This is a genomic window from Blautia caccae (genome assembly GCF_040095955.1).
GTDB lineage: Bacteria > Bacillota > Clostridia > Lachnospirales > Lachnospiraceae > Blautia > Blautia celeris.
On the sequence record NZ_JBBMFP010000004.1, the window covers coordinates 247,504 to 266,759 of the forward strand.

Below are 19,256 nucleotides of genomic sequence, written 5' to 3' on the forward strand. Positions count from 1 at the left end.
AGCAGGAACAATAGGCAATCTTTAGCATTTTTTGAAATATATTTGGATAAAAGAAAAATACCGCCCGGGGACTGTATCTTTCCCAGTCCGGGGCGGTATCTCCTGTTTACAGATTCAATTTGTTATAAACAGCAAAGCAGTCCAGTGTGGCAAAATAATCCTTAGGCGTTTCCGCGCGGCGGATGAGCGCTGTACTGCCGTCCTCCTTCAGGAGTATCTCAGCGGATTTTAATTTGCCATTGTAATTGTATCCCATGGCATAACCGTGTGCACCGGTGTCATGGATGACCAGAAGGTCTCCTTTTTCGATTTCGGGAAGCATGCGGTCAACTGCGAATTTATCGTTATTTTCGCACAGGGAACCTGCGATATCGTATTTGTGGTCACAGGGGCTGTTCTCTTTTCCCATCACAGTGATATGATGGTATGCGCCATACATGGCAGGGCGCATGAGATCTACTGCGCAGGCGTCCACGCCAACATACTCTTTGTGGGTATGTTTCTCATGGATCGCTTTGGTGACAAGGCAGCCGTAAGGTCCCATCATATAGCGCCCCATTTCACAATAGATCGCCACATCTGACATGCCTGCCGGTACCAGCACTTCCTCATAAACCTTCTTGACACCGGCTCCGATGGCACGGATGTCATTTGCCTCCATGTCCGGGGTATATGGGATTCCCACACCGCCTGACAGGTTGATAAACGTAATATCAGCCCCGGTCTCTTTTTCCAGTTTAACTGCCAGCTCAAAGAGTTCTTTAGCCAGAACCGGATAGTAGTCATTCGTCACCGTATTGCTTGCAAGAAACGCATGGATACCGAACTCCTGCGCACCTTTTTCCTTCAGCACGCGGAAGGCCTCAAACATCTGCTCTGTGGTCATTCCGTACTTGGCGTCTCCGGGATTGTCCATGATGCCGTTGCCCATCTCAAACACACCGCCCGGGTTATAACGGCAGCTGATGCGTTTTGGAATATATCCTATGGCCTTCTCCAGAAATTCAATATGCGTAAAATCGTCCAGGTTAATGGTAGCCCCCAGTTTCTCCGCGTACACGTAATCCTCCGCCGGGGTGTCATTGGAGGAAAACATAATGTCATCACCTCTGCAGCCCATGGCCTCGGAGAGCATCAGCTCTGTATAGGAGGAACAGTCGCAGCCGCAGCCATACTCCCTTAAAATATCGATCAGAAACGGATTGGGATTGGCTTTCACTGCAAAATACTCCCTGAAGCCTTTGTTCCAGGAAAATGCCTCGTTCACTGCCCTGACATTATCCCGGATTCCCTTCTCATCATATAAATGAAAAGGGGTTGGATACTTTTTTATGATCTCGTCCAGTTGTTCTTTGGTGACAAATGTCTTTTTCTCCATTGAAATTTTCTCCTTTGGTAAATTTTTTATATCAGCAGGATTCTATCCACCTGGCAACAGCAAGCAGGGATTCCATTTTGCCGTCCAGCAGTTCGTCCACCGGTGAGGAATCTGTGAGCAGGTCAGGTATCATGACAGTTATCATACCCGCACCGTGCGCAGAGCGTATGCCGTTGTAGGAGTCCTCCAGTGCAAGGGCGTGGGCGGGACTGACCTTCAGCGCTTGGCACGCCTTTTTATAGATCTCAGGGGAGGGCTTTGCCTCGGAAACCATGCTCCCTGTGATCACAGCGGAAAAGTAAGCCTCTATCCCCTCCCGCTGCAGATTGTTCTTCGCATACTCATGGCTGGAGGAGGTCGCCACTGCCATAGGGATATTCTTTTTTGCCAGCACATCCAGCAGCTCATGCAGACCTTTCTTTGCAGGCAGGCCGTTCTTCTCCTCGTATTCCCAGAATGCCTTTCTGTACTCCTCCCGGAACTGTTCAAAGGGGAAATCTTCCCCGTAGGTATCCTGGAAATGGCGTTTTCTTTTATCTACGTTAAAACCAAGGGTATAAAAAATATTATCTCCCAGCTTACCGTACCCCATCCGTTCTCCCGCCACGTCCCAGGAATATTTCACGATCCTCTCACTGTCAAACATAAGGCCGTCCATATCGAAGACGACGCCGTGGATATCTCTTTTCTCCATATTTCTGCTCCTTTTTGTACGGATACTATCATAACGGTTTTTTCTCTGTTTTGCAACAAAAAAAATATATCCTGTCTGTGGATGAGCCTGTTGGACAAATGAAAAAAGCTATCCCGCCGGCGGTCCATGACCACGGCGGAACAGCTTTTTATTTATTTCACTTCGATCACATGCAGCATGTTGGTCACATTCTGCTCATCCCTGCGGCTGTTGGTAGCCGGGTCGCCTGCGGTGAAGACGGCAAGCTGGCCTTTTTTTACAAGGCGTTTGCGTTTTACAGTCTCCATGGCACTTGTCAGGATATTTTCTGTGGTGTCTTTTGTGTTGCCTTTCAGCGGTCTTACGCCCCAGTAGAGCTGCATCTTATGCTGTACAAACTCGTTTGGCGTGATGGCATAGATGGGCATGGTCGGACGGAAACTGGATACCAGTCTTGCGGTCTTGCCTGACATGGTGGGGGTGATGATGCAGTCTGCATCAATGTTTCTGGCCGTGCGGACAGACGCAATACCGATGGCACTGGAAACCAGAGTCTGTTTGTACATGGTCCTGTGCTGAATGTATTTGTCATAATCCACATGCTTCTCTGTATCCTCTGCGATCTCGCCCATCATGGTCAGCGCTTCCACAGGATATTTTCCCGCTGCAGTCTCCCCGGAGAGCATGACTGCGTCGGTGCCGTCGTAGATGGCGTTTGCCACGTCCGCCACCTCTGCACGTGTGGGACGCGGGTTACGGATCATGGAATCCAGCATCTGTGTTGCTGTGATAACCGGAATATAATTTTCATTGCATTTCTTGATGATCATCTTCTGGATATAGGGAACTTCCTGTGCCGGGATCTCCACGCCCAGGTCACCTCTGGCTACCATAATGCCATCGGCTGCCCCGATGATCTCGTCAATATTCTCAACACCTTCTGCATTCTCAATCTTGGCGATGATGGCGATCTGCTCCGCATGGTGCTCGTGGAGGATCTTGCGGATTTCCTTGATGCCCGCTGCATTCCGGATGAAAGAGGCTGCAATAAAGTCAATATCCTGCTGAATGCCGAAGATAATATCTGCCTTGTCTTTCTCTGTGATAGCCGGAAGCTTCACTCTTACATTCGGTACATTGACGCCCTTTTTCTCGCCCAGCTCACCGCCGTTTGCAACGGTGCAGACAATGTGATCTTTTTTTACGGTCTTTACATCCAGCTCGATAAGGCCGTCATCAATGAGGATCTTGTTGCCCGGTTTGACTTCTCTTGCCAGCCCGGGATAAGTGATGGAACATCCTTTTTCATTACCCACCGTCTCTTCCATATAGAGAGTAAAATCTGCGCCCTCTGTCAGAGTGACTTTCTTTCCGTCCTCCAGAACCCCGGTACGAATTTCCGGGCCTTTGGTATCCAGAAGAATAGCAACCGGTTTATCCAGCTCCTCCCTGACATTTTTCAGCAGGTTCATACGGTTTCTCTGCTCCTCGTAATCCCCGTGTGAAAAGTTGAAACGGGCCACATCCATGCCGTGTCTTACCAGGGCTTTCATTGTGGCTTTTTTGTCCGTATTCGGACCCATGGTACATACAATCTTCGTCTTGCGCATAAATTCCTCCTATTTTATATGTTCATGAGTAAAAAGATGATCCTGACAGTATTCGTAATTGCCGTTGCATTTGGAACAGAAGCGGAACTCCAGGTTGTCCCCGTCCTTCTCCGTCCTGCCGCATATGGCGCATTTATGCTTTGTCACACCCGGTGCCATTTTGGGATGGACTGCCTTTTGGAACTGCTGCCGCCTGTGTACTTCTTTCGGATTGATATGGCTGTAATTCCTGGTGGCAAAAAAGAACACGATAAAGTTCAGCAGGGACGCGATGATCATCATCCTGATGGACCAGATCGGTGTCTGTATAAAATTATAGACCAGGTATGCAACATCCAGATACGCCAGCCATTTGATCTTCACCGGAATCACAAAGTACAGAAGAAGCTGCATATCCGGGTAACTGGCTGCAAAAGCCAGGAAAATGGACAGGTTGATATAATATGTGGAGATCGCTGCCATTCCGTAAAGGGAATTCATGGGTCCCTGAATAAAATAGAGCAGAAATGCACCGATGATAGTGCTTAAAATACCTCCTAAGATATAGACATTGTACCTGAAATCCCCCCATGTCTTCTCCAGTGAAGTTCCCAGGGAATAGTAAAGTGCAAGCATGATGATGGTAAAAATATTAAGCCCGGAGGGCGGAATCAAAAGCCAACTCACAAGTCTCCATATCTGTCCGTGCAAAATGTGGCCGGGGCTCAGCATCAGATAAGCGCTGAAAGGAATTCCGGTAACTGTGCCCAGAAAAGAAAGTACATATCCGATCACATAAAGCAGGATGATGTACTTTGTCAGATTTCTGATAGCAAAACGACCGCATTTCCTTTCCATTTTGTTCAAAAAATTCATATATTCTCCTCGTTTCTGATATCAGTATTCCCCCCTCAGGGAAACTCTTCCAATTAGAAAAGGTTTTTCTTGGAGAAGATCAATGCAACCAGTAAGCTCAGAACCAGGGACAGCACAATGACGATCACGAACCCATAAGGGCTCCCCGCAAAAGGCATCCCCGATGTGTTCACATTCATACCGTATGCACTGAATATCATGGTCGGAATCGACATGACAATGGTTACGGTTGCCAGAAACTTCATGACAATATTCAGATTGTTGGAAATAACAGAGGCAAAGGCATCCATCATTCCGGAAAGAATACCGCTGTAAATATTGGCCATCTCAATGGCCTGCTTATTCTCCACAATGACGTCCTCCAAAAGGTCCGTGTCATCGGGATACTGTTTGATCCGTTCCACTTTCAAAAGCTTCTCCAGCACCACCTCATTGGAACGCAGGGATGTGGTAAAGTACACCAGGGACTTTTCCAGCTCCAGAAGCTCGATCAGCTCCTGATTCCTGGTAGAAGCGTGAAGCTTCCCTTCCACTTCCTCGCTCTTTTTATCTATGATGCGCAGATAATGCAGGAACATACTGGCATTGTTATATAAGATCTGCAGGATAAATCTGGTCTTCATATAAGTATAAAAGTTCCGCACGCGGCCGTCCATAAATTTACCCAGCACTGAGATATCCTCCAGACACACAGTGAAGATCATTTCATTGGTCACAATGATGGACAGAGGGATGGTTCCGTACCAGTCCTTTTCGCCCCTCTCCTCAATGATGGGGGTGTCAACCAGGATGAGTGTGTAATTGTCCTCCACCTCTATACGGGAGCGCTCTTCCTCATCCAGAGGTGCACGCAGATCGTCCACCTCTATCTGGTACTTGTTGGAAATCTCAAAAATCTCTGTTGCTGTCGGATCTGTGAGAGCGATCCAGCATCCCTCGCTGGCTTCCTCCACCTGATGCATTTTTCCGTCTATCGTTTTAAAAATTCTGATCATGTTATCTCCCTTCACGCCCCATAAACGGGCGCAAAGATATCAGATGCGCCTGCCTATGGGGTTTCTACTCTTTATTTTGCTTTCTTGATTCGTATTCCCGGGACAAGGCCCACCTTCCATGATAACACTTCCTTTCTCCTATTCTTCCTCACATTTGTGGAAGATAATACTGTTTGGTGTCTCCACCTTCAAAGGTTTCCCCTTCATAACCAACAGCTTGTTTTCATAATCAATGGTAAATGTGGTGATAGAGTTGGACTCATGGTTCACCACTGCCAGATGTTTCCCGTCCGGGAATACATCCAGATCCTTTGGATACTCGCCGCTGATGGGCAGTATAAACTGTTTTTCCAGACTGCCGGTCTCCTCATCCACTTTGTACATGGAAACCGTATCTTCACCTGCTGTGGAGCAGAAGAGATACTCACCGTCCGGTGACAGGCACATGCCGGATGTGGCATCGTGCGTCTCATCATCGTGGGATACCAGCGTGCTCTCTGTCTGAATCAGCTCGAAAACAGGATTCTTGCCGCTTCCGTCGTAGCGGTATACCTGCACCTCATTGCTCAGCTCAAAATTCAGGAATGCATATTTGCCGTTGGGACTGAATTTGATCAGTCTCGGTCCGGACTCCCTCACACAGCGCAGTACATCCACAAGCTCCAGCTTGCTGGTCCTGTTATTGACACGGTAGATCTTCATCTGGTCAATTCCGTTGTCCACTGCACAGAGATATTTTCCGTCCGGTGTAGGACGCACACAGCTTACATGGGGACGGAAGTTTCTCTCCGCCACGCTTCCCAGTCCTCTGTGGAATACCCCGTCCATGACGCTTCCCAGGCGTCCGTCCCTGTGGGTATGTACCACGGTAACCTTACCGTCGTGATAACCTGCCACATAGAGATATTTTCCTTCCTTGTCGGTGGACAGGTGGCAGCCTCTCATTCCGTCAATGTCTACTTTATTAATAAAGGTAAGATCTCCGTCCGGATCAATTGAAAATACGGCAACTCCTTCGTCGGCAATGGAATAGAGATATTTCCCATTTAATGATATGGCCAGGTGGGAGGAATTATTTACAGGAATGACTTTTCGCTCTGTAAGTGTCCCCTCTTCTACATTTACATCATATAAATGGATTCCGATACTGCTTCCATGGGTATACGTTCCAACATATGCAACATACTTCTCTTTCATTTATGCAATACCCTCCTGTTTTATTCTGATTCTCCCCGGTTGGCGGAATTTTCAGCCGCTATCCGTGGTCTAACGACATTCTACCACAAACTTTTTCTTTATACAATGCAATTCCCGCTAAATTCGCAACATTTATGTTGACAAGGTTTGTGTGTTTAGTATAATGAAATTCAGAGTCTTTCCACGGTCAGGCCGGTTTTACGGGACAGATTCTGCATTTATTTCATATCACGTAAAGGAGAACGCGAATGAACCATACACTGGTGGATTTAATTGACATTTCCAAAGGATTTGGCGATCAGATTGTTCTGGACAAGCTGAATCTCTCCATCCGGGAAAATGAATTTCTTACCCTTTTAGGCCCCAGCGGCTGCGGTAAGACAACCACTCTCCGTATCCTGGGCGGTTTTGAAACGCCGGATTTCGGACAGGTTATTTTTGACGGAGAGGATATTACCAATCTTCCGCCCAATAAGCGAAATCTGAACACCGTATTCCAGAAATACGCCCTGTTCTCCCACATGAATATAGAAGAAAATATTGCTTTTGGTTTAAAAATTGCCGGAAAGAGCAACGCTTATATCAAAGACAAGATCAAATACGCACTGAAACTGGTAAATCTTGAGGGCTTTGAAAACCGTCTGCCTGACTCTTTAAGCGGCGGCCAGCAGCAGCGTGTAGCCATAGCCCGTGCCATTGTAAATGAGCCGCGTCTTCTGCTATTGGATGAGCCTCTGGGCGCTCTGGATCTGAAGCTGCGCCAGGACATGCAGTATGAGCTGATCCGCCTGAAAAATGAGCTGGGCATTACCTTTATCTACGTGACCCACGATCAGGAAGAAGCACTTACCATGTCAGACACCATCGTGGTCATGAACCAGGGATATATCCAGCAGATGGGGTCCCCTGAGGATATCTACAATGAGCCGCAGAACGCATTTGTAGCCGACTTTATCGGCGAGAGTAATATTATAGAAGGTACTATGCTTGAGGACAGGCTGGTGAAGATCCTGGGTGCCAAGTTCCCCTGTGTGGACGAAGGCTTTGGCCGCAACAGACCCGTTGACGTTGTCATCCGGCCCGAGGATGTGGACCTGGTGAAGCCTGAGGAGGGCACGATCCAGGGCGTTGTCTCCCATCTGATCTTCAAAGGCGTCCACTATGAAATGGAAGTCCAGGCAAACGGGTTTGAATGGCTGGTACACAGCACAGACATGTTCCCGGTAGGCCAGAAAGTCGGTATCCATGTGGACCCCTTCGACATCCAGATCATGCACAAGCCGGTATCGGAGGACGAGGAGGCCATAGGAGTGAATGAATAGAAAAAAATTACTGACCGGACCTTATTTTTTCTGGGCCGTGGCCTTTATTCTGATTCCCCTCGCCATGGTCTTATATTATGGTCTGACAGATGTGGACGGCCATCTGACTTATGAAAATCTTCTGGCCATCGGAACAGTGGAGAATTTCAAGGCCCTGTGCCTCTCCCTGCTGCTCTCCATTGTCAGTACAGCCATCTGTCTGTTGTTAGCCTACCCTCTTGCCATGATTTTATCCGGCATGAAGGTAAATCAGACCAGTTTTATTGTGTTGATCTTCATCCTGCCCATGTGGATGAATTTTCTGCTGCGCACCATGGCCTGGCAGACCCTGCTGGAGAAAAACGGCGTCATCAACCAGCTTCTGGGCTTTCTGCACCTGCCCTCCATTCAGCTCATCAACACGCCCTATGCCATCATCCTGGGTATGGTGTACAACTTCCTGCCTTTCATGGTGCTGCCCCTCTACAATGTGCTGTCCAAGATTGACAAGGACGTCATCTTCGCAGCCAGAGATCTGGGGGCCACGGAACTGTATACCTTCCGGAAGATCATCTTCCCTCTCAGCCTTCCCGGCGTGGTGAGCGGTGTCATCATGGTATTTGTGCCTGCTCTCACCACATTTGTCATCTCCGATCTGTTGGGCGGAAGCAAGATCCTGCTCATCGGAAATGTCATTGAACAGAAGTTCAAACAGGGCAGCAACTGGCATGTGGGAAGCGGACTTTCTCTGGTGCTGATGGTCTTTATCCTGATCAGCATGGTGGTCACCACCAAGTATGACAAAGACGGACAAGGAGGTATGTTCTGATGAAGAAGACAGCCAGAAATATATATTTGGCGCTTATTCTGATCCTCATGTACGCGCCGATCGTGACACTTATGATCCTCTCCTTCAATGCCTCCAAATCACGCTCCAAATGGGGCGGATTTACCATGCAGTGGTATAGCTCCCTGTTCCGGGATGATGCCATTATGAGTGCCCTTTACAACACCCTTGTCATTGCATTTTTATCGGCAATACTGGCGACTCTCATCGGAACCTGTGCTTCCATCGGCATTAATTCCATGAAGAGCAGATGGCGTACGGTATTTATGGGAGTCACCAATATTCCCATACTGAATTCTGACATTGTGACCGGTATTTCCCTCATGCTTCTGTTTATTGCATGCAGATTTACCCTGGGCTTTTCCACCATTTTAATGGCACACATAACGTTCAATATCCCCTATGTGATCCTGAGCGTTATGCCGAAGCTGAAGCAGACCAACAAGAGCACTTATGAGGCCGCCAGAGACCTGGGCGCAGGCCCTTTCCAGGCATTTATGAAGGTAGTGTTCCCGGATATCCTTCCCGGTGTGCTGTCAGGATTTCTCATGGCTTTTACCATGTCCCTGGATGATTTTATCATCACGCATTTTACCAAGGGACCCGGGGTGGACACCCTGTCCACCAAGATATATTCCGAGGTACGGAAGGGCATCCGGCCGGAGATGTACGCGCTCTCTACTCTGCTCTTTTTATCTGTCATGGTCATTATGATCCTGGTAAATTCAGCCCCCAAAGAGCCGGATAAAAAGCTCAGCTTAGAGCTTGAAAATGAAAAGAAGAAGCTCCCTCTGCGCCAGGTCATTCCGGCAGCACTTGTCATCCTTGTGGCAGGCGCAGGATTTCTTTTCCATCTGGGCAGCAAAGGAAGCGTGTCCGATGAAAAGCTGATCGTGTATAACTGGGGGGAATATCTGGACCCTGAGGTCATAGATATCTTCGAGGAGGAGACCGGTATAACCGTCACCTATGAGGAGTACGAGACCAATGAGATCATGTATCCGAAAATCATGTCAAAGGCCATTGCCTACGATGTGGTCTGCCCCTCTGATTATATGATCCAGCGTATGCGGGAGAACGATCTGCTGGCCAAGATCAACTGGGACAATGTGCCCAACATCAAGAACATTGACCCCACCTATATGGAACAGTCCAGGAGCTTTGACCCGGAAAACGAATACTCAGTGCCCTACTGTGTCGGCACTGTGGGCATTCTCTACAACAAGACCATGGTCAAAGAAAAGGTGGATAGCTGGGATATCCTCTGGGATGAAAAATACAGGGACAGTATCCTCATGCAGGATTCCGTCCGGGATGCCTTCGCGGTTGCCCTGAAGCGCAGGGGATATTCCCTGAACTCCGTAGTCGTGGACGAGCTGATCCAGGCCACGGATGATCTGATCGCGCAGAAACCTCTGGTCCAGGCCTATGTGGTGGACCAGGTCAGGGATAAGATGATCGGAAATGAGGCTGCGCTGGGCGTTATCTATTCCGGTGAAGCCCTCTATACCCAAAGGGAGAACCCAAATCTGGAATATGTGATTCCCAAAGAGGGGACTAACGTATGGATTGATTCCTGGGTGATCCCATCCAATGCGCAGAATAAGGAAAACGCGGAAAAATTCATCAATTTCCTCTGCCGCCCGGATATTGCGCTGATGAACTTTGAGTACATCACCTACGCAACACCAAACAAAGCTGCCAGAGATCTGATCGAGGATGACAGCATCCGAAACAGCAGAGTGCTCTTCCCCGAAGCAGAAGATCTGAAGGGAAGCGAGACCTTCCAGTTCCTGGGCGATGAAGCAGACTCATACTACAATGAACTGTGGAACAAGGTAAAATCCAAGTAACCGGGAAGGCATTGCCGTACGGCTTATGCGGAACCTTTTCTGCAGCCAAACAGGAGTTTTTATGAATCGGACATTGATCTACAAGATAGAAGAAAAGGATTCCCCCTGCACGGTGGAATCCTTTTTAAAAGCCAGGGGATATTCCCGGCAGATTATCATTCAATTGAAAAAAAACGATGACGGCATAACGGTAAACGGCAGATGGGCCTATGTCAAGACCATGCTCCGCACCGGGGATGAGCTGAAGATCTTTCTGGAGGAAACGCAGTCCTCAGAGCATATCCGGCCGGTTTTGCTGCCCTTAGCGATTGTCTGGGAGGATGAGGATATTCTGGTGCTCAACAAGCCCGCCGATATGCCGGTACATCCCTCCGTCAACAATTATGACAATACCCTCGCCAATGCAGTAGCGCATTATTACCGGTCGGCCGGAGAAGAATTTATCTTTCGCTGCATCAACCGCCTGGACCGGGATACCACCGGCCTATTGATCGTGGCTAAAAATGCTCTGAGCGCCTCCGTATTGTCCTCGCAGATGAAAAAGCGGCAGATCCACAGGACTTATCTGGCACTCTGCGACGGTATCCTCCCGTCGTCTCAGGGGACCATAGACGCTCCCATTGCCAGAAAGGAAGGTTCTGCCATTGAGCGGTGTGTGGATCTTGAAAGAGGAGAACGGGCAGTCACACACTACAAAGTGCTGGAAACACGCCGCCATGTGACGCTGGCCGAGCTTCATCTGGAGACAGGGCGCACCCACCAGATCCGGGTGCACATGCAGTATCTGGGCTCCCCGCTGCTTGGGGATTATCTCTATCATCCGGATTTCACCTGCATATCCAGGGTTGCCCTGCACTCCTCCGCGCTTGCGTTTACCCATCCCATTACCCGGGAACCCATGCAGTTTCGTGTACCGCTGCCCAAGGACATGGCAGAAGCATTTTATCAAACCGGATATGGCAGCATCTGAAAAACCGTTCCCGACATGTAACTTTCTGTTTCATTCTCTTCCAGAAGTGCTATAATGAGAATTATAAACTATATCATGTATTTATAACGGTAAACTGTTCTTCCGTCAAAAGCCTGAACAGTCTCACCGGCATCTATCAAGGGAGGAATTCAAATGACTAAAGTTAAGATTGAACCGGGAATCTGTAAATTTTCCACTCTCGTCACTGCCACTGCATCAGAGGATGAAGAGACGGAAGTCACCATCAAAGTCGCAAGCGGCTGTCCCAGCGTGAAGAAAATGATGGAAGAACTGGGAAGTACCTTTGATGCCTACGAAGTCTGTCTTGTAAAACCAGGATCCGGACCCTTCTTCGAGTATGCCAACAAAAACTTTCCGGTACACTCGGGATGCCCGATTATTGCGGGAATCACCAAATGCATTGAGGCTGAGGCCAATCTTGCATTGAAGGCAGATGCCTCCATCAAGTTCCTGGACAACGAATAAAAGGAAATCTCCTGGCGCCAATGGATACCAAATAGGATACCGCACATAGATATCCTATGGCGCACAAAAGCCGGGCGGAACACAATATTCCGCCCGGCTTTTACACGATAACGGCCTGTTGCCCCTGTCTCTTTACAGCATTCTGATTCTCGGCACCTCATCAATATGAAGATATCTTCCCAGAGTCTTCACAATGATATCATGATTGATATAGTGGTTCTGGTTGGTCACCATAACAGCACCCACAACACCCACTTCCTCCACGCGTACCGGGAAGCCTCCGCCCATGCAGGAAAATTCTTTCGGGTCCAGAGCAATGTCAACCATGGTCTCCTCGCTTTTCTGCAGTTCAGTGTACACCAGAAGACTGCTCTTCTCCAGTGTGCGGACCGTGTTGAACGTTCTGTCCATCCAGCGGTCATTGTTCAGATTGGTTGTATTCCCCGCGTATTTGAATACAGTGTATCCGTTATTCCTGCGGATGGATACAGCACAGTCCAGACCTCTTCGTCTGCTCTCTGCCACAAGCATCAGCCCCAATTCCCATGCGTCCTCGTTGGTAAAATGTGAAAACTGGAGTATCTCCTCCTGCATACTGAGTACGGTGATCACTTCATCCATTGTCATATACATTCCCTCCTGTACAATTTTCAATTATATGCCGCCGTGTGTCCCCGGCGCGGCTTAACGGATCCTATCCGGAAATCCCACTTTTCTCTGTACCTTGCGCAGGGTTTTATTGGCAAAGTAGCTGGCTTTCTCAGCATTTTCCTTGATAATGGAATCAATGTATGACTTATCTTTTTCCAGTCTTGCAACCTCATCCTGCAGAGGTTTCAGAACACTTACCACAGCCTCACCCACAGCCATTTTCAGGTCACCGTATCCTTTTCCTTCAAACTCGCGCAGCGCTTCATCGGTGGTCTTTTCTGTACATGCGCAGTAGATATCCAGCAGGTTTTTCAGCCCCGGCTGCTCATCCCTGTAGGCGATACATGCCTCAGAATCTGTCACGGCACGTTTGCATTTGCGCATGATGGTGTCCGGGTCATCCATGAGGTAGATGCTTCCGTTTGGATTCTCATCTGACTTGGACATCTTCTTGGATGGCTCCTGAAGGCTCATGATCTTGGCCCCCACTTTGCCGATATATGCCTCCGGAACTGTGAACACATCCCCGTAAATGTTGTTAAATCGGATGGCAATGTCACGTGTCAGTTCCAGATGCTGCATCTGATCAATTCCCACCGGAACCACATCTGCCTGATACAGCAGGATATCAGCCGCCATCAGTACCGGGTAGGTGAAAAGTCCTGCGTTGATATTGTCCGCATGTTTGGCGGATTTGTCCTTAAACTGTGTCATACGGCTCAGCTCACCCATATAGGTAAAGCAGTTTAAGATCCATGAAAGCTCTGCATGTCCTGATACATGGGACTGGTAATAAATACAGTTTTTCTTCGGGTCCAATCCTGCCGCAATATATAAAGTCAGAAGCGCGCGGGCTCTCTTGCGAAGAGTAGCCGGGTCCTGGCGCACTGTGATGGAATGCATGTCCACTACACTGTAAAAGCACTCATATTCATCACTCAATGTCACCCAATTTTTCAGCGCTCCCAGATAATTTCCAAGTGTCAGGTTTCCGGTTGCCTGCATACCGCTGAATAATACTTTTTTATCGTTAATCATTTTAATGTCCTCCAGAAATTTACTACGATAAATTGTATCATTCTGCCCGTACAAAGTCAAATCTTTATAATCAAATCCCTATAAAATGGTCCACTGGGAGGGAGAATATCAGTCCTTTTGCCTCTGTCTTCAGACCGCATGCTGTGTTGACAGCCTGCATGATCCTGGTATACGCGTCAATACCGGACAAAATCATGACCACATCCTTCTCTCCCTGCAGTCTTATCCCCAGAAAGGAAGAGGCATCCTCATCGTGCAGGGAACGGGCATGAAATACCGTGCCCCCTGTGGCATCCGCCGCTTTTGCGGCAACCATCACCTGATCCTGAAAGCCGTGGTCCACCACTGCAACCACCAGTTCATATTTTCTTTCCGCCTGCTCCATATACTCCTCCTTTTCCGCGCCCCGGCACAAAACTTTCTGCTGGAATAATGTACTGATACCGCTCAATGGAATTGTGAACATAATACCATGCCCAGGTTTCTTGATATTGATTTTCGCGGCTATTTCATTCATGACATCACGTTCCAGACAGGCCGGCAGGAAGCTGAACAGCAATTCCTTGTCTGTCTCCCCGATTCCCAGATAATCCAGAAGCTCACTTCCCGCAGTTCCAAGCGCCAGTGTCCCGCATGTAAAGCAGATCTGACGGCTTCTGCAGATATCAGCTACCAGCCTGCCCTTTCCACGGTTAACAATAGCGACCAAACATTTTACTTTCTGTTTACTCATCTGAAACCTCCTCAAAGGCAAGAATCCCATCCTCTTCCTGAGCTGAAGATACTGCCCTTTTCTTTCTCCTCATCATCAATCCCAGAATTTGAATGGTAACAAGCGGTGTCATGGCAACCATTGCCACGATTCCAAAGGCATCCATCATCACATCCCCGCCCAGGCTTTCACACGCCCCCATTGCCAGAGGCAGCAGAAAGGTTGCCGTCATGGGCCCGCTGGCCACTCCGCCGGAATCAAAGGCGATGCCGGTAAACACCTTCGGCACAAAAAAGCTCAGCAGCAAAGCAGTGAAATAGCCCGGAATAAGAAAATACATGATGCTGATTCCCGTCAGCACACGAAGCATGGCGATTCCCAGTGAAATCCCCACACCCACAGAGAGGGAATAGAGCATCCCCTTAGAGGAAATAGCACCGGATGACACCTCCTCCACCTGGCGGTTCAGCACATGTACCGCAGGCTCTGCCTTTACAATGTAAAACCCTATAACCATGCCCACAGGCACCAAAACCCAGTTATAGGACAGGGCCGCCAGCTCGGAACCGATAAAATATCCCGCCGGCATAAATCCCACATTGACACCGCACAAAAACAGGATCAGCCCCATATAAGTATACAGAGTTCCCACCAGTATTTTAATGACCGATTTCTTTTTAAAGTACCTGGTTATCATCTGGAAGAAAAAGAAAAAGCAGAGAATGGGAAACAATGCCTTACTCACCTCCCTGACATACCGGGGCATCTCTGCCAGGAATGTCTTAGCCACGTCCTTTGTGGTCTCAATATGCACCATCTGAAAAGGCGTATAGGAAGCCCCTTTAGGGTGATACAGAATTCCCAAAAGCAGAACTGCAAGAATAGGACCGATACTGCCCAGAGCAACCAGACCAAAACTGTCCTCCTCCGCGTGGCTGTTCCTCATATGAGCCATGCCGATCCCCAGCGCCATGATGAACGGAACGGTAATAGGTCCGGTGGTAACGCCCCCGCTGTCAAAAGCCACTGCCATAAAGCTGTCCATAGAAAAAAACGCCAGGATAAAGACAACTATGTAAAAGAAGATCAGCATATACTTCAAATCCACGCCAAAGGTAATACGTATCCATGAAAACATCAGAAAGAGTCCCACACCGCAGGCCACAGTCCAGATAAGTATCTGATCCGGTATGCCGGGAACCTGATGTGCCAGAACTGTCAGGTCAGGCTCTGCAATGGTAACTATAAATCCGATTGCAAAGGTAACAAGAAACATAACCAGCTTTTTCTTTGATGACACAAGAGCATTACCAATACCGTCCCCCATAGGCATCATGGACATATCCGCTCCCAGTGAAAAAAATCCCATACCCACCACAAGCAGAACCGCCCCCAGCACAAACAGCAGAATGGTCCCTATGGGCATGGGCGTGATCGTGATACTTAACAAAAATACAATGCAGGTGATAGGCAGTACAGAGGATAATGCCTCATTGATCTTCTCTTTTAATTTTGTCATCCATTCACCTCTTTTCTAATAAATATTATGCGCGTGCGGCTCTCTGTGACTTTACGCAAATGCATTCATTTCATACTTAATTTCAGGGTTTCATTGATTCAGATAAGATGAATAGCAAAAGAATGTTAAGAATATAAGAAAAACAGAATTTATAGATAAAGTTTAGCATAAATACTTTCTCATTTCAATTGTTTATTTCAATGAAGTAAAAAAGCGGGTTACAATTCAGTCTTTCTGCTTCACAGCGGCAAAAGGATGCTGCCCTCAAAAGGCATGCATCCTGTCCGCCGCGTACCCGCCGGTCAGCCAGAAGCATGCCCAGAACCAGATACGTTTCTCCCCCGCCAGGTAAAGGCCGCTGTCCCCCAAAAAGCAGATGACCCCCAGCAGTAAGATCCAGGACAATAATATCCCCGCCAAAACTTCCGCTGTACCTGCATTTTTTTCCCATCTGTACCCCACAGCATATAGCAGCCAGGCCATAACACAGTATTTCAGGCAGGAAAAGAACGGGCGGAGTACAAGCAGATCCAGACTTGTCTTTTTCGTCTGAAGCAGCAGTTCCAGATTATTCTGTATCTGCTGTATGGTCTGTCTCCAAAAGTTAAAATCCGACCATTTTGTAGGCATCATATCCCTGGTCACTCCAAGAGAGGGCCGAAAAAGCCAGTAAAACAGAACTGCCATAAGAACGGGTACTGCATACATGCCTGCTGTCCGTATTCTGGTGTTTCTCTGCCTCCCGTCTTTCCCGGCGCGTGTCCGCAGACTGCGGGAATGCATTTTCCGGCATGCATCTGCCGTCCTGCCGGCCATTCTCAAAAATATGACCAGAGGAAGAAGAAATACCAGAAGCTCTGCGCACACTGCAAAATACCTCCACGGCTGGACTTTTCCCTGTATCCCATGGCGCATCAGAAATGCCTGCACCGGACTTTCCAGGGAATCGCCCTCCGTGTTCGCCTCATACGCTATGGTGTCCAGAACGCTGTCCCCCTCCTTTTCTGCCTGTACGGCGGCAGTCCCCTCCATCCCTCTCAAGATCCCACGGACCGTCAGGGTCCTTCCCCGATAGGAAATCTCTTCCCCCATCACATATTTGCTTCCGAAAAGTCTGCAGGCCAAATCCTCGGACAAAAGACAGCCATCCTCATCCTCCTCATACAGAGGTGCCGTGGCCGCAAGAAGCCCCTGTGTATCTCCCAGAACCTCTATGACAGAAGCCTGCTCCATTCTGTCCAGTTTCTCATTTTCCAGAACCTCCTCTCCCCGCTCTCCCCAAAATATACAGGAATCGGGGAACTCCTGCTCTGACTCCTCCTGCCGGATGGAATCCGCCTCCGCCGGGGACCAGGTACCCTTCGTCTTTCTTACTGAAACCCCTTCGCTGTATTTTTCTGTACCGGCTGCAGCGGCTTTTGCCAAAAAACAGCATAAAAGCAGCAGCCCTAAAACCCCAAGTCTGCAGACAGCCTTCCTTCCCCCTCTCATGGTTCCCGCAGGCGCACTCTGCTGCCCGCATCTATAGTCCTGTCAGATTCTGTGATCACCCGGTCATCCGGCAGAAGACTGCCGCTTTCCAGGGCAGCATAGGAACTGTTTTTGTCCTTCACCGCCACATCCTTTCTCACGGCTGTCAGCTCTGTTCCCAGGACCGTCTTTTTTTCCTCCGCCACCAGAACATAATATTTTGAATTTTCCACATGCAGAGCCTCCACGGGAATACAGTTATCCTGTACCTTTGTTCTGCGCATACAGGTCATGGTGGCTGCCGTGCCAATCTCCATGGAATCTGCGGGGAGCAGAACCGTCACATTGAGTTTTGTCTTGTCCTCCGCATCCGGTGTAATGCTCTCCACCTCCAGATTTTCTATGTCCTTTTTACTGCCCTCCGCGGACAGCTTAACAGGATCTTTTCTGGCTATATATTTTTCCAGACTCTTGTCGATCTGCGCCACAAACCTGCATCCGGAGCTTACATCCGCCAGTGTCATAAGCGCCGTATCCGGTGTATTGTCACCTGCCCCCACTTGCACTTCCGTCACAACCCCCTTCACCGGTGACAGAATCTGCCCCTGATCCTCTTTCAGCTTCTCCAGCTTCTCAAGACTCTTTTTCTTAGCGTCCAGATCCAGCGCATTGATCTTCTCCGTACTGTCACTGCCATCCGAAGCCTCCGCATCCTCCAGCGCTCTCTGGGCCTGTGTCTGGCTGTCCTCTTTTGCCTTTTCCGCCTCCTGGCAGGCCTGTCTTTTCGCCTCGATGTCAGCCAGAAGCTGCTCTTCCCGGGCTTTGGCACTCTGTTCCCCGGCAGTCTGCCCCAGACTTTCGGCCTCTGCAAGGGCACTTCGTGCCTCCTCAAGAGCCTGCTTTGCTGCCTCCGCGTCCTCTCTTGCCGCTGCAAGCTCCCGGGCATTCTCCTCTTCTATGCGTGTCCTGATCTCTTCTTTCTGTGCCTCAGTCAGAGAACCGTTTTCTTCCTCCGCGGCGCCAATCTCTTTTAAGATCTCTTCCTCAATTTTCTCCCACAGGGCGTCTGCTTTGGCTTCAAGGACGGAGAGTGCTTCCTCCCTCTCCTTACACAGCTCCTGCAGAGTGGAAACCGTCAGCTCCTCACCGCCGCTCTCTTCCTGCCCGGCCTGATAAAATTCCTCCAGCTCTGCCTCCGCCCGGGCAAGCGCTGCCTGTGCCTGGGCCACGCGGTTTCCGCCTTCCGTCTCGGCCCTGTCGTAATCCTCTCTGGCCCTCTGGGCCTGTACGGATTTTTTCTGCTGTTCGGATTGCTTCCTGCTTCCGAGATCCCGGTTGTTCAGCTCCAGCTTCTTTATCTCCGTATTCAGATTCTCAATCTGTTCCTCAATATCTGCCATCCTAAGCTGCATGAGAAGCTCCCCTTCTTCCACCTGGCTGCCCTGTGCCGCATACAGCGTCTCCACCATGATATTTGGCTCTGTGCTTATGGCCTTCTCCAGATTCTCTTTTACCGTCCCCTCACCCACCACAGGGTGCTCAATCGCCTTTGAGGACATATTCTCCACATCCACCTGCGCTATGGTCACACTGTCGGCAGCTCTTGATATGACCGTAAATGCCATCATCATGACCAGAAAAACGGCAAGCATAAAAAATGCTTTCTGTCTCAGGCTTTTTCTCCCTTTTCCTCGTATCATC

General features: G+C 49.0%; 17 protein-coding genes. 5 read left to right on the forward strand and 12 right to left on the reverse strand.

The window, feature by feature from the left end; all coding sequences use genetic code 11:
• Positions 1 to 106: 106 nt before the first annotated feature.
• From WMO65_RS06245 to WMO65_RS06270, 6 genes are all read right to left on the reverse strand, one after another.
• On the reverse strand, positions 107 to 1,378 hold the full coding sequence (locus WMO65_RS06245) for a diaminopimelate decarboxylase (RefSeq protein WP_148392219.1): 1,272 nt from the start codon (positions 1,376 to 1,378) through the stop codon (positions 107 to 109).
• A gap of 31 nt (positions 1,379 to 1,409) precedes the next feature.
• Positions 1,410 to 2,072 carry an HAD family hydrolase gene (locus tag WMO65_RS06250; RefSeq protein ID WP_033142974.1) on the reverse strand — a complete coding sequence of 221 codons (663 nt, stop codon included), beginning with the start codon at positions 2,070 to 2,072 and terminating at the stop codon, positions 1,410 to 1,412.
• Between the two features lie 152 nt (positions 2,073 to 2,224).
• Positions 2,225 to 3,661 (reverse strand): pyruvate kinase, encoded by a 1,437-nt coding sequence (gene pyk / locus WMO65_RS06255; protein WP_033142973.1) that lies wholly within the window; start codon positions 3,659 to 3,661, stop codon positions 2,225 to 2,227.
• Between the two features lie 9 nt (positions 3,662 to 3,670).
• Entirely contained in the window at positions 3,671 to 4,516 is an 846-nt protein-coding gene (locus WMO65_RS06260; protein ID WP_033142972.1) for a DUF1751 domain-containing protein, read from the reverse strand.
• A gap of 53 nt (positions 4,517 to 4,569) precedes the next feature.
• Positions 4,570 to 5,511 (reverse strand): magnesium transporter CorA family protein, encoded by a 942-nt coding sequence (locus WMO65_RS06265; RefSeq protein ID WP_033142971.1) that lies wholly within the window; start codon positions 5,509 to 5,511, stop codon positions 4,570 to 4,572.
• Positions 5,512 to 5,649: 138 nt separating this feature from the next.
• On the reverse strand, positions 5,650 to 6,708 hold the full coding sequence (locus WMO65_RS06270) for a lactonase family protein (RefSeq protein WP_033142970.1): 1,059 nt from the start codon (positions 6,706 to 6,708) through the stop codon (positions 5,650 to 5,652).
• A 248-nt stretch (positions 6,709 to 6,956) separates the two neighbouring features.
• On the opposite strand from WMO65_RS06270, the gene WMO65_RS06275 reads away from it, so the two are divergent.
• From WMO65_RS06275 to WMO65_RS06295, 5 genes are all read left to right on the forward strand, one after another.
• On the forward strand, positions 6,957 to 8,030 hold the full coding sequence (locus tag WMO65_RS06275) for an ABC transporter ATP-binding protein (protein WP_018596301.1): 1,074 nt from the start codon (positions 6,957 to 6,959) through the stop codon (positions 8,028 to 8,030).
• On the forward strand, positions 8,023 to 8,838 hold the full coding sequence (locus tag WMO65_RS06280; RefSeq protein ID WP_033142969.1) for an ABC transporter permease: 816 nt from the start codon (positions 8,023 to 8,025) through the stop codon (positions 8,836 to 8,838). Before WMO65_RS06275 ends, WMO65_RS06280 begins: the two co-directional genes overlap by 8 nt.
• Positions 8,838 to 10,709, forward strand: a complete 1,872-nt coding sequence (locus WMO65_RS06285; RefSeq protein ID WP_148392217.1) for an extracellular solute-binding protein — start codon at positions 8,838 to 8,840, stop codon at positions 10,707 to 10,709. Before WMO65_RS06280 ends, WMO65_RS06285 begins: the two co-directional genes overlap by 1 nt.
• A gap of 61 nt (positions 10,710 to 10,770) precedes the next feature.
• Complete coding sequence (locus WMO65_RS06290) at positions 10,771 to 11,679, forward strand: RluA family pseudouridine synthase (RefSeq protein WP_148392215.1); 909 nt, start codon at positions 10,771 to 10,773, stop codon at positions 11,677 to 11,679.
• 153 nt (positions 11,680 to 11,832) lie between these two features.
• A complete protein-coding gene (locus tag WMO65_RS06295) occupies positions 11,833 to 12,165 on the forward strand; it encodes a DUF6951 family protein (protein WP_033142966.1) in 333 nt (110 codons plus the stop codon).
• A gap of 132 nt (positions 12,166 to 12,297) precedes the next feature.
• Here WMO65_RS06295 and WMO65_RS06300 read toward each other — a convergent pair whose 3' ends face one another.
• The 6 genes from WMO65_RS06300 to WMO65_RS06325 all read right to left on the reverse strand — a co-directional run bounded on the left by WMO65_RS06300 (position 12,298) and on the right by WMO65_RS06325 (position 19,255).
• Positions 12,298 to 12,792, reverse strand: coding sequence for a heme-binding protein (locus WMO65_RS06300; protein WP_033142965.1), 495 nt, complete (start codon positions 12,790 to 12,792; stop codon positions 12,298 to 12,300).
• A 57-nt stretch (positions 12,793 to 12,849) separates the two neighbouring features.
• Positions 12,850 to 13,854 carry a tryptophan--tRNA ligase gene (gene trpS / locus WMO65_RS06305; protein ID WP_033142964.1) on the reverse strand — a complete coding sequence of 335 codons (1,005 nt, stop codon included), beginning with the start codon at positions 13,852 to 13,854 and terminating at the stop codon, positions 12,850 to 12,852.
• 70 nt (positions 13,855 to 13,924) lie between these two features.
• Entirely contained in the window at positions 13,925 to 14,587 is a 663-nt protein-coding gene (locus WMO65_RS06310) for a transcriptional regulator (protein ID WP_148392213.1), read from the reverse strand.
• Entirely contained in the window at positions 14,580 to 16,085 is a 1,506-nt protein-coding gene (locus WMO65_RS06315) for a DUF1538 domain-containing protein (RefSeq protein ID WP_148392211.1), read from the reverse strand. Before WMO65_RS06315 ends, WMO65_RS06310 begins: the two co-directional genes overlap by 8 nt.
• Positions 16,086 to 16,349: 264 nt before the next feature.
• Positions 16,350 to 17,576: an ABC transporter permease gene (locus WMO65_RS06320; protein ID WP_148392209.1), complete on the reverse strand. Its 1,227-nt coding sequence runs from the start codon at positions 17,574 to 17,576 to the stop codon at positions 16,350 to 16,352.
• Positions 17,573 to 19,255: an HlyD family efflux transporter periplasmic adaptor subunit gene (locus tag WMO65_RS06325; protein WP_148392207.1), complete on the reverse strand. Its 1,683-nt coding sequence runs from the start codon at positions 19,253 to 19,255 to the stop codon at positions 17,573 to 17,575. Before WMO65_RS06325 ends, WMO65_RS06320 begins: the two co-directional genes overlap by 4 nt.
• Position 19,256 lies beyond the last annotated feature (1 nt).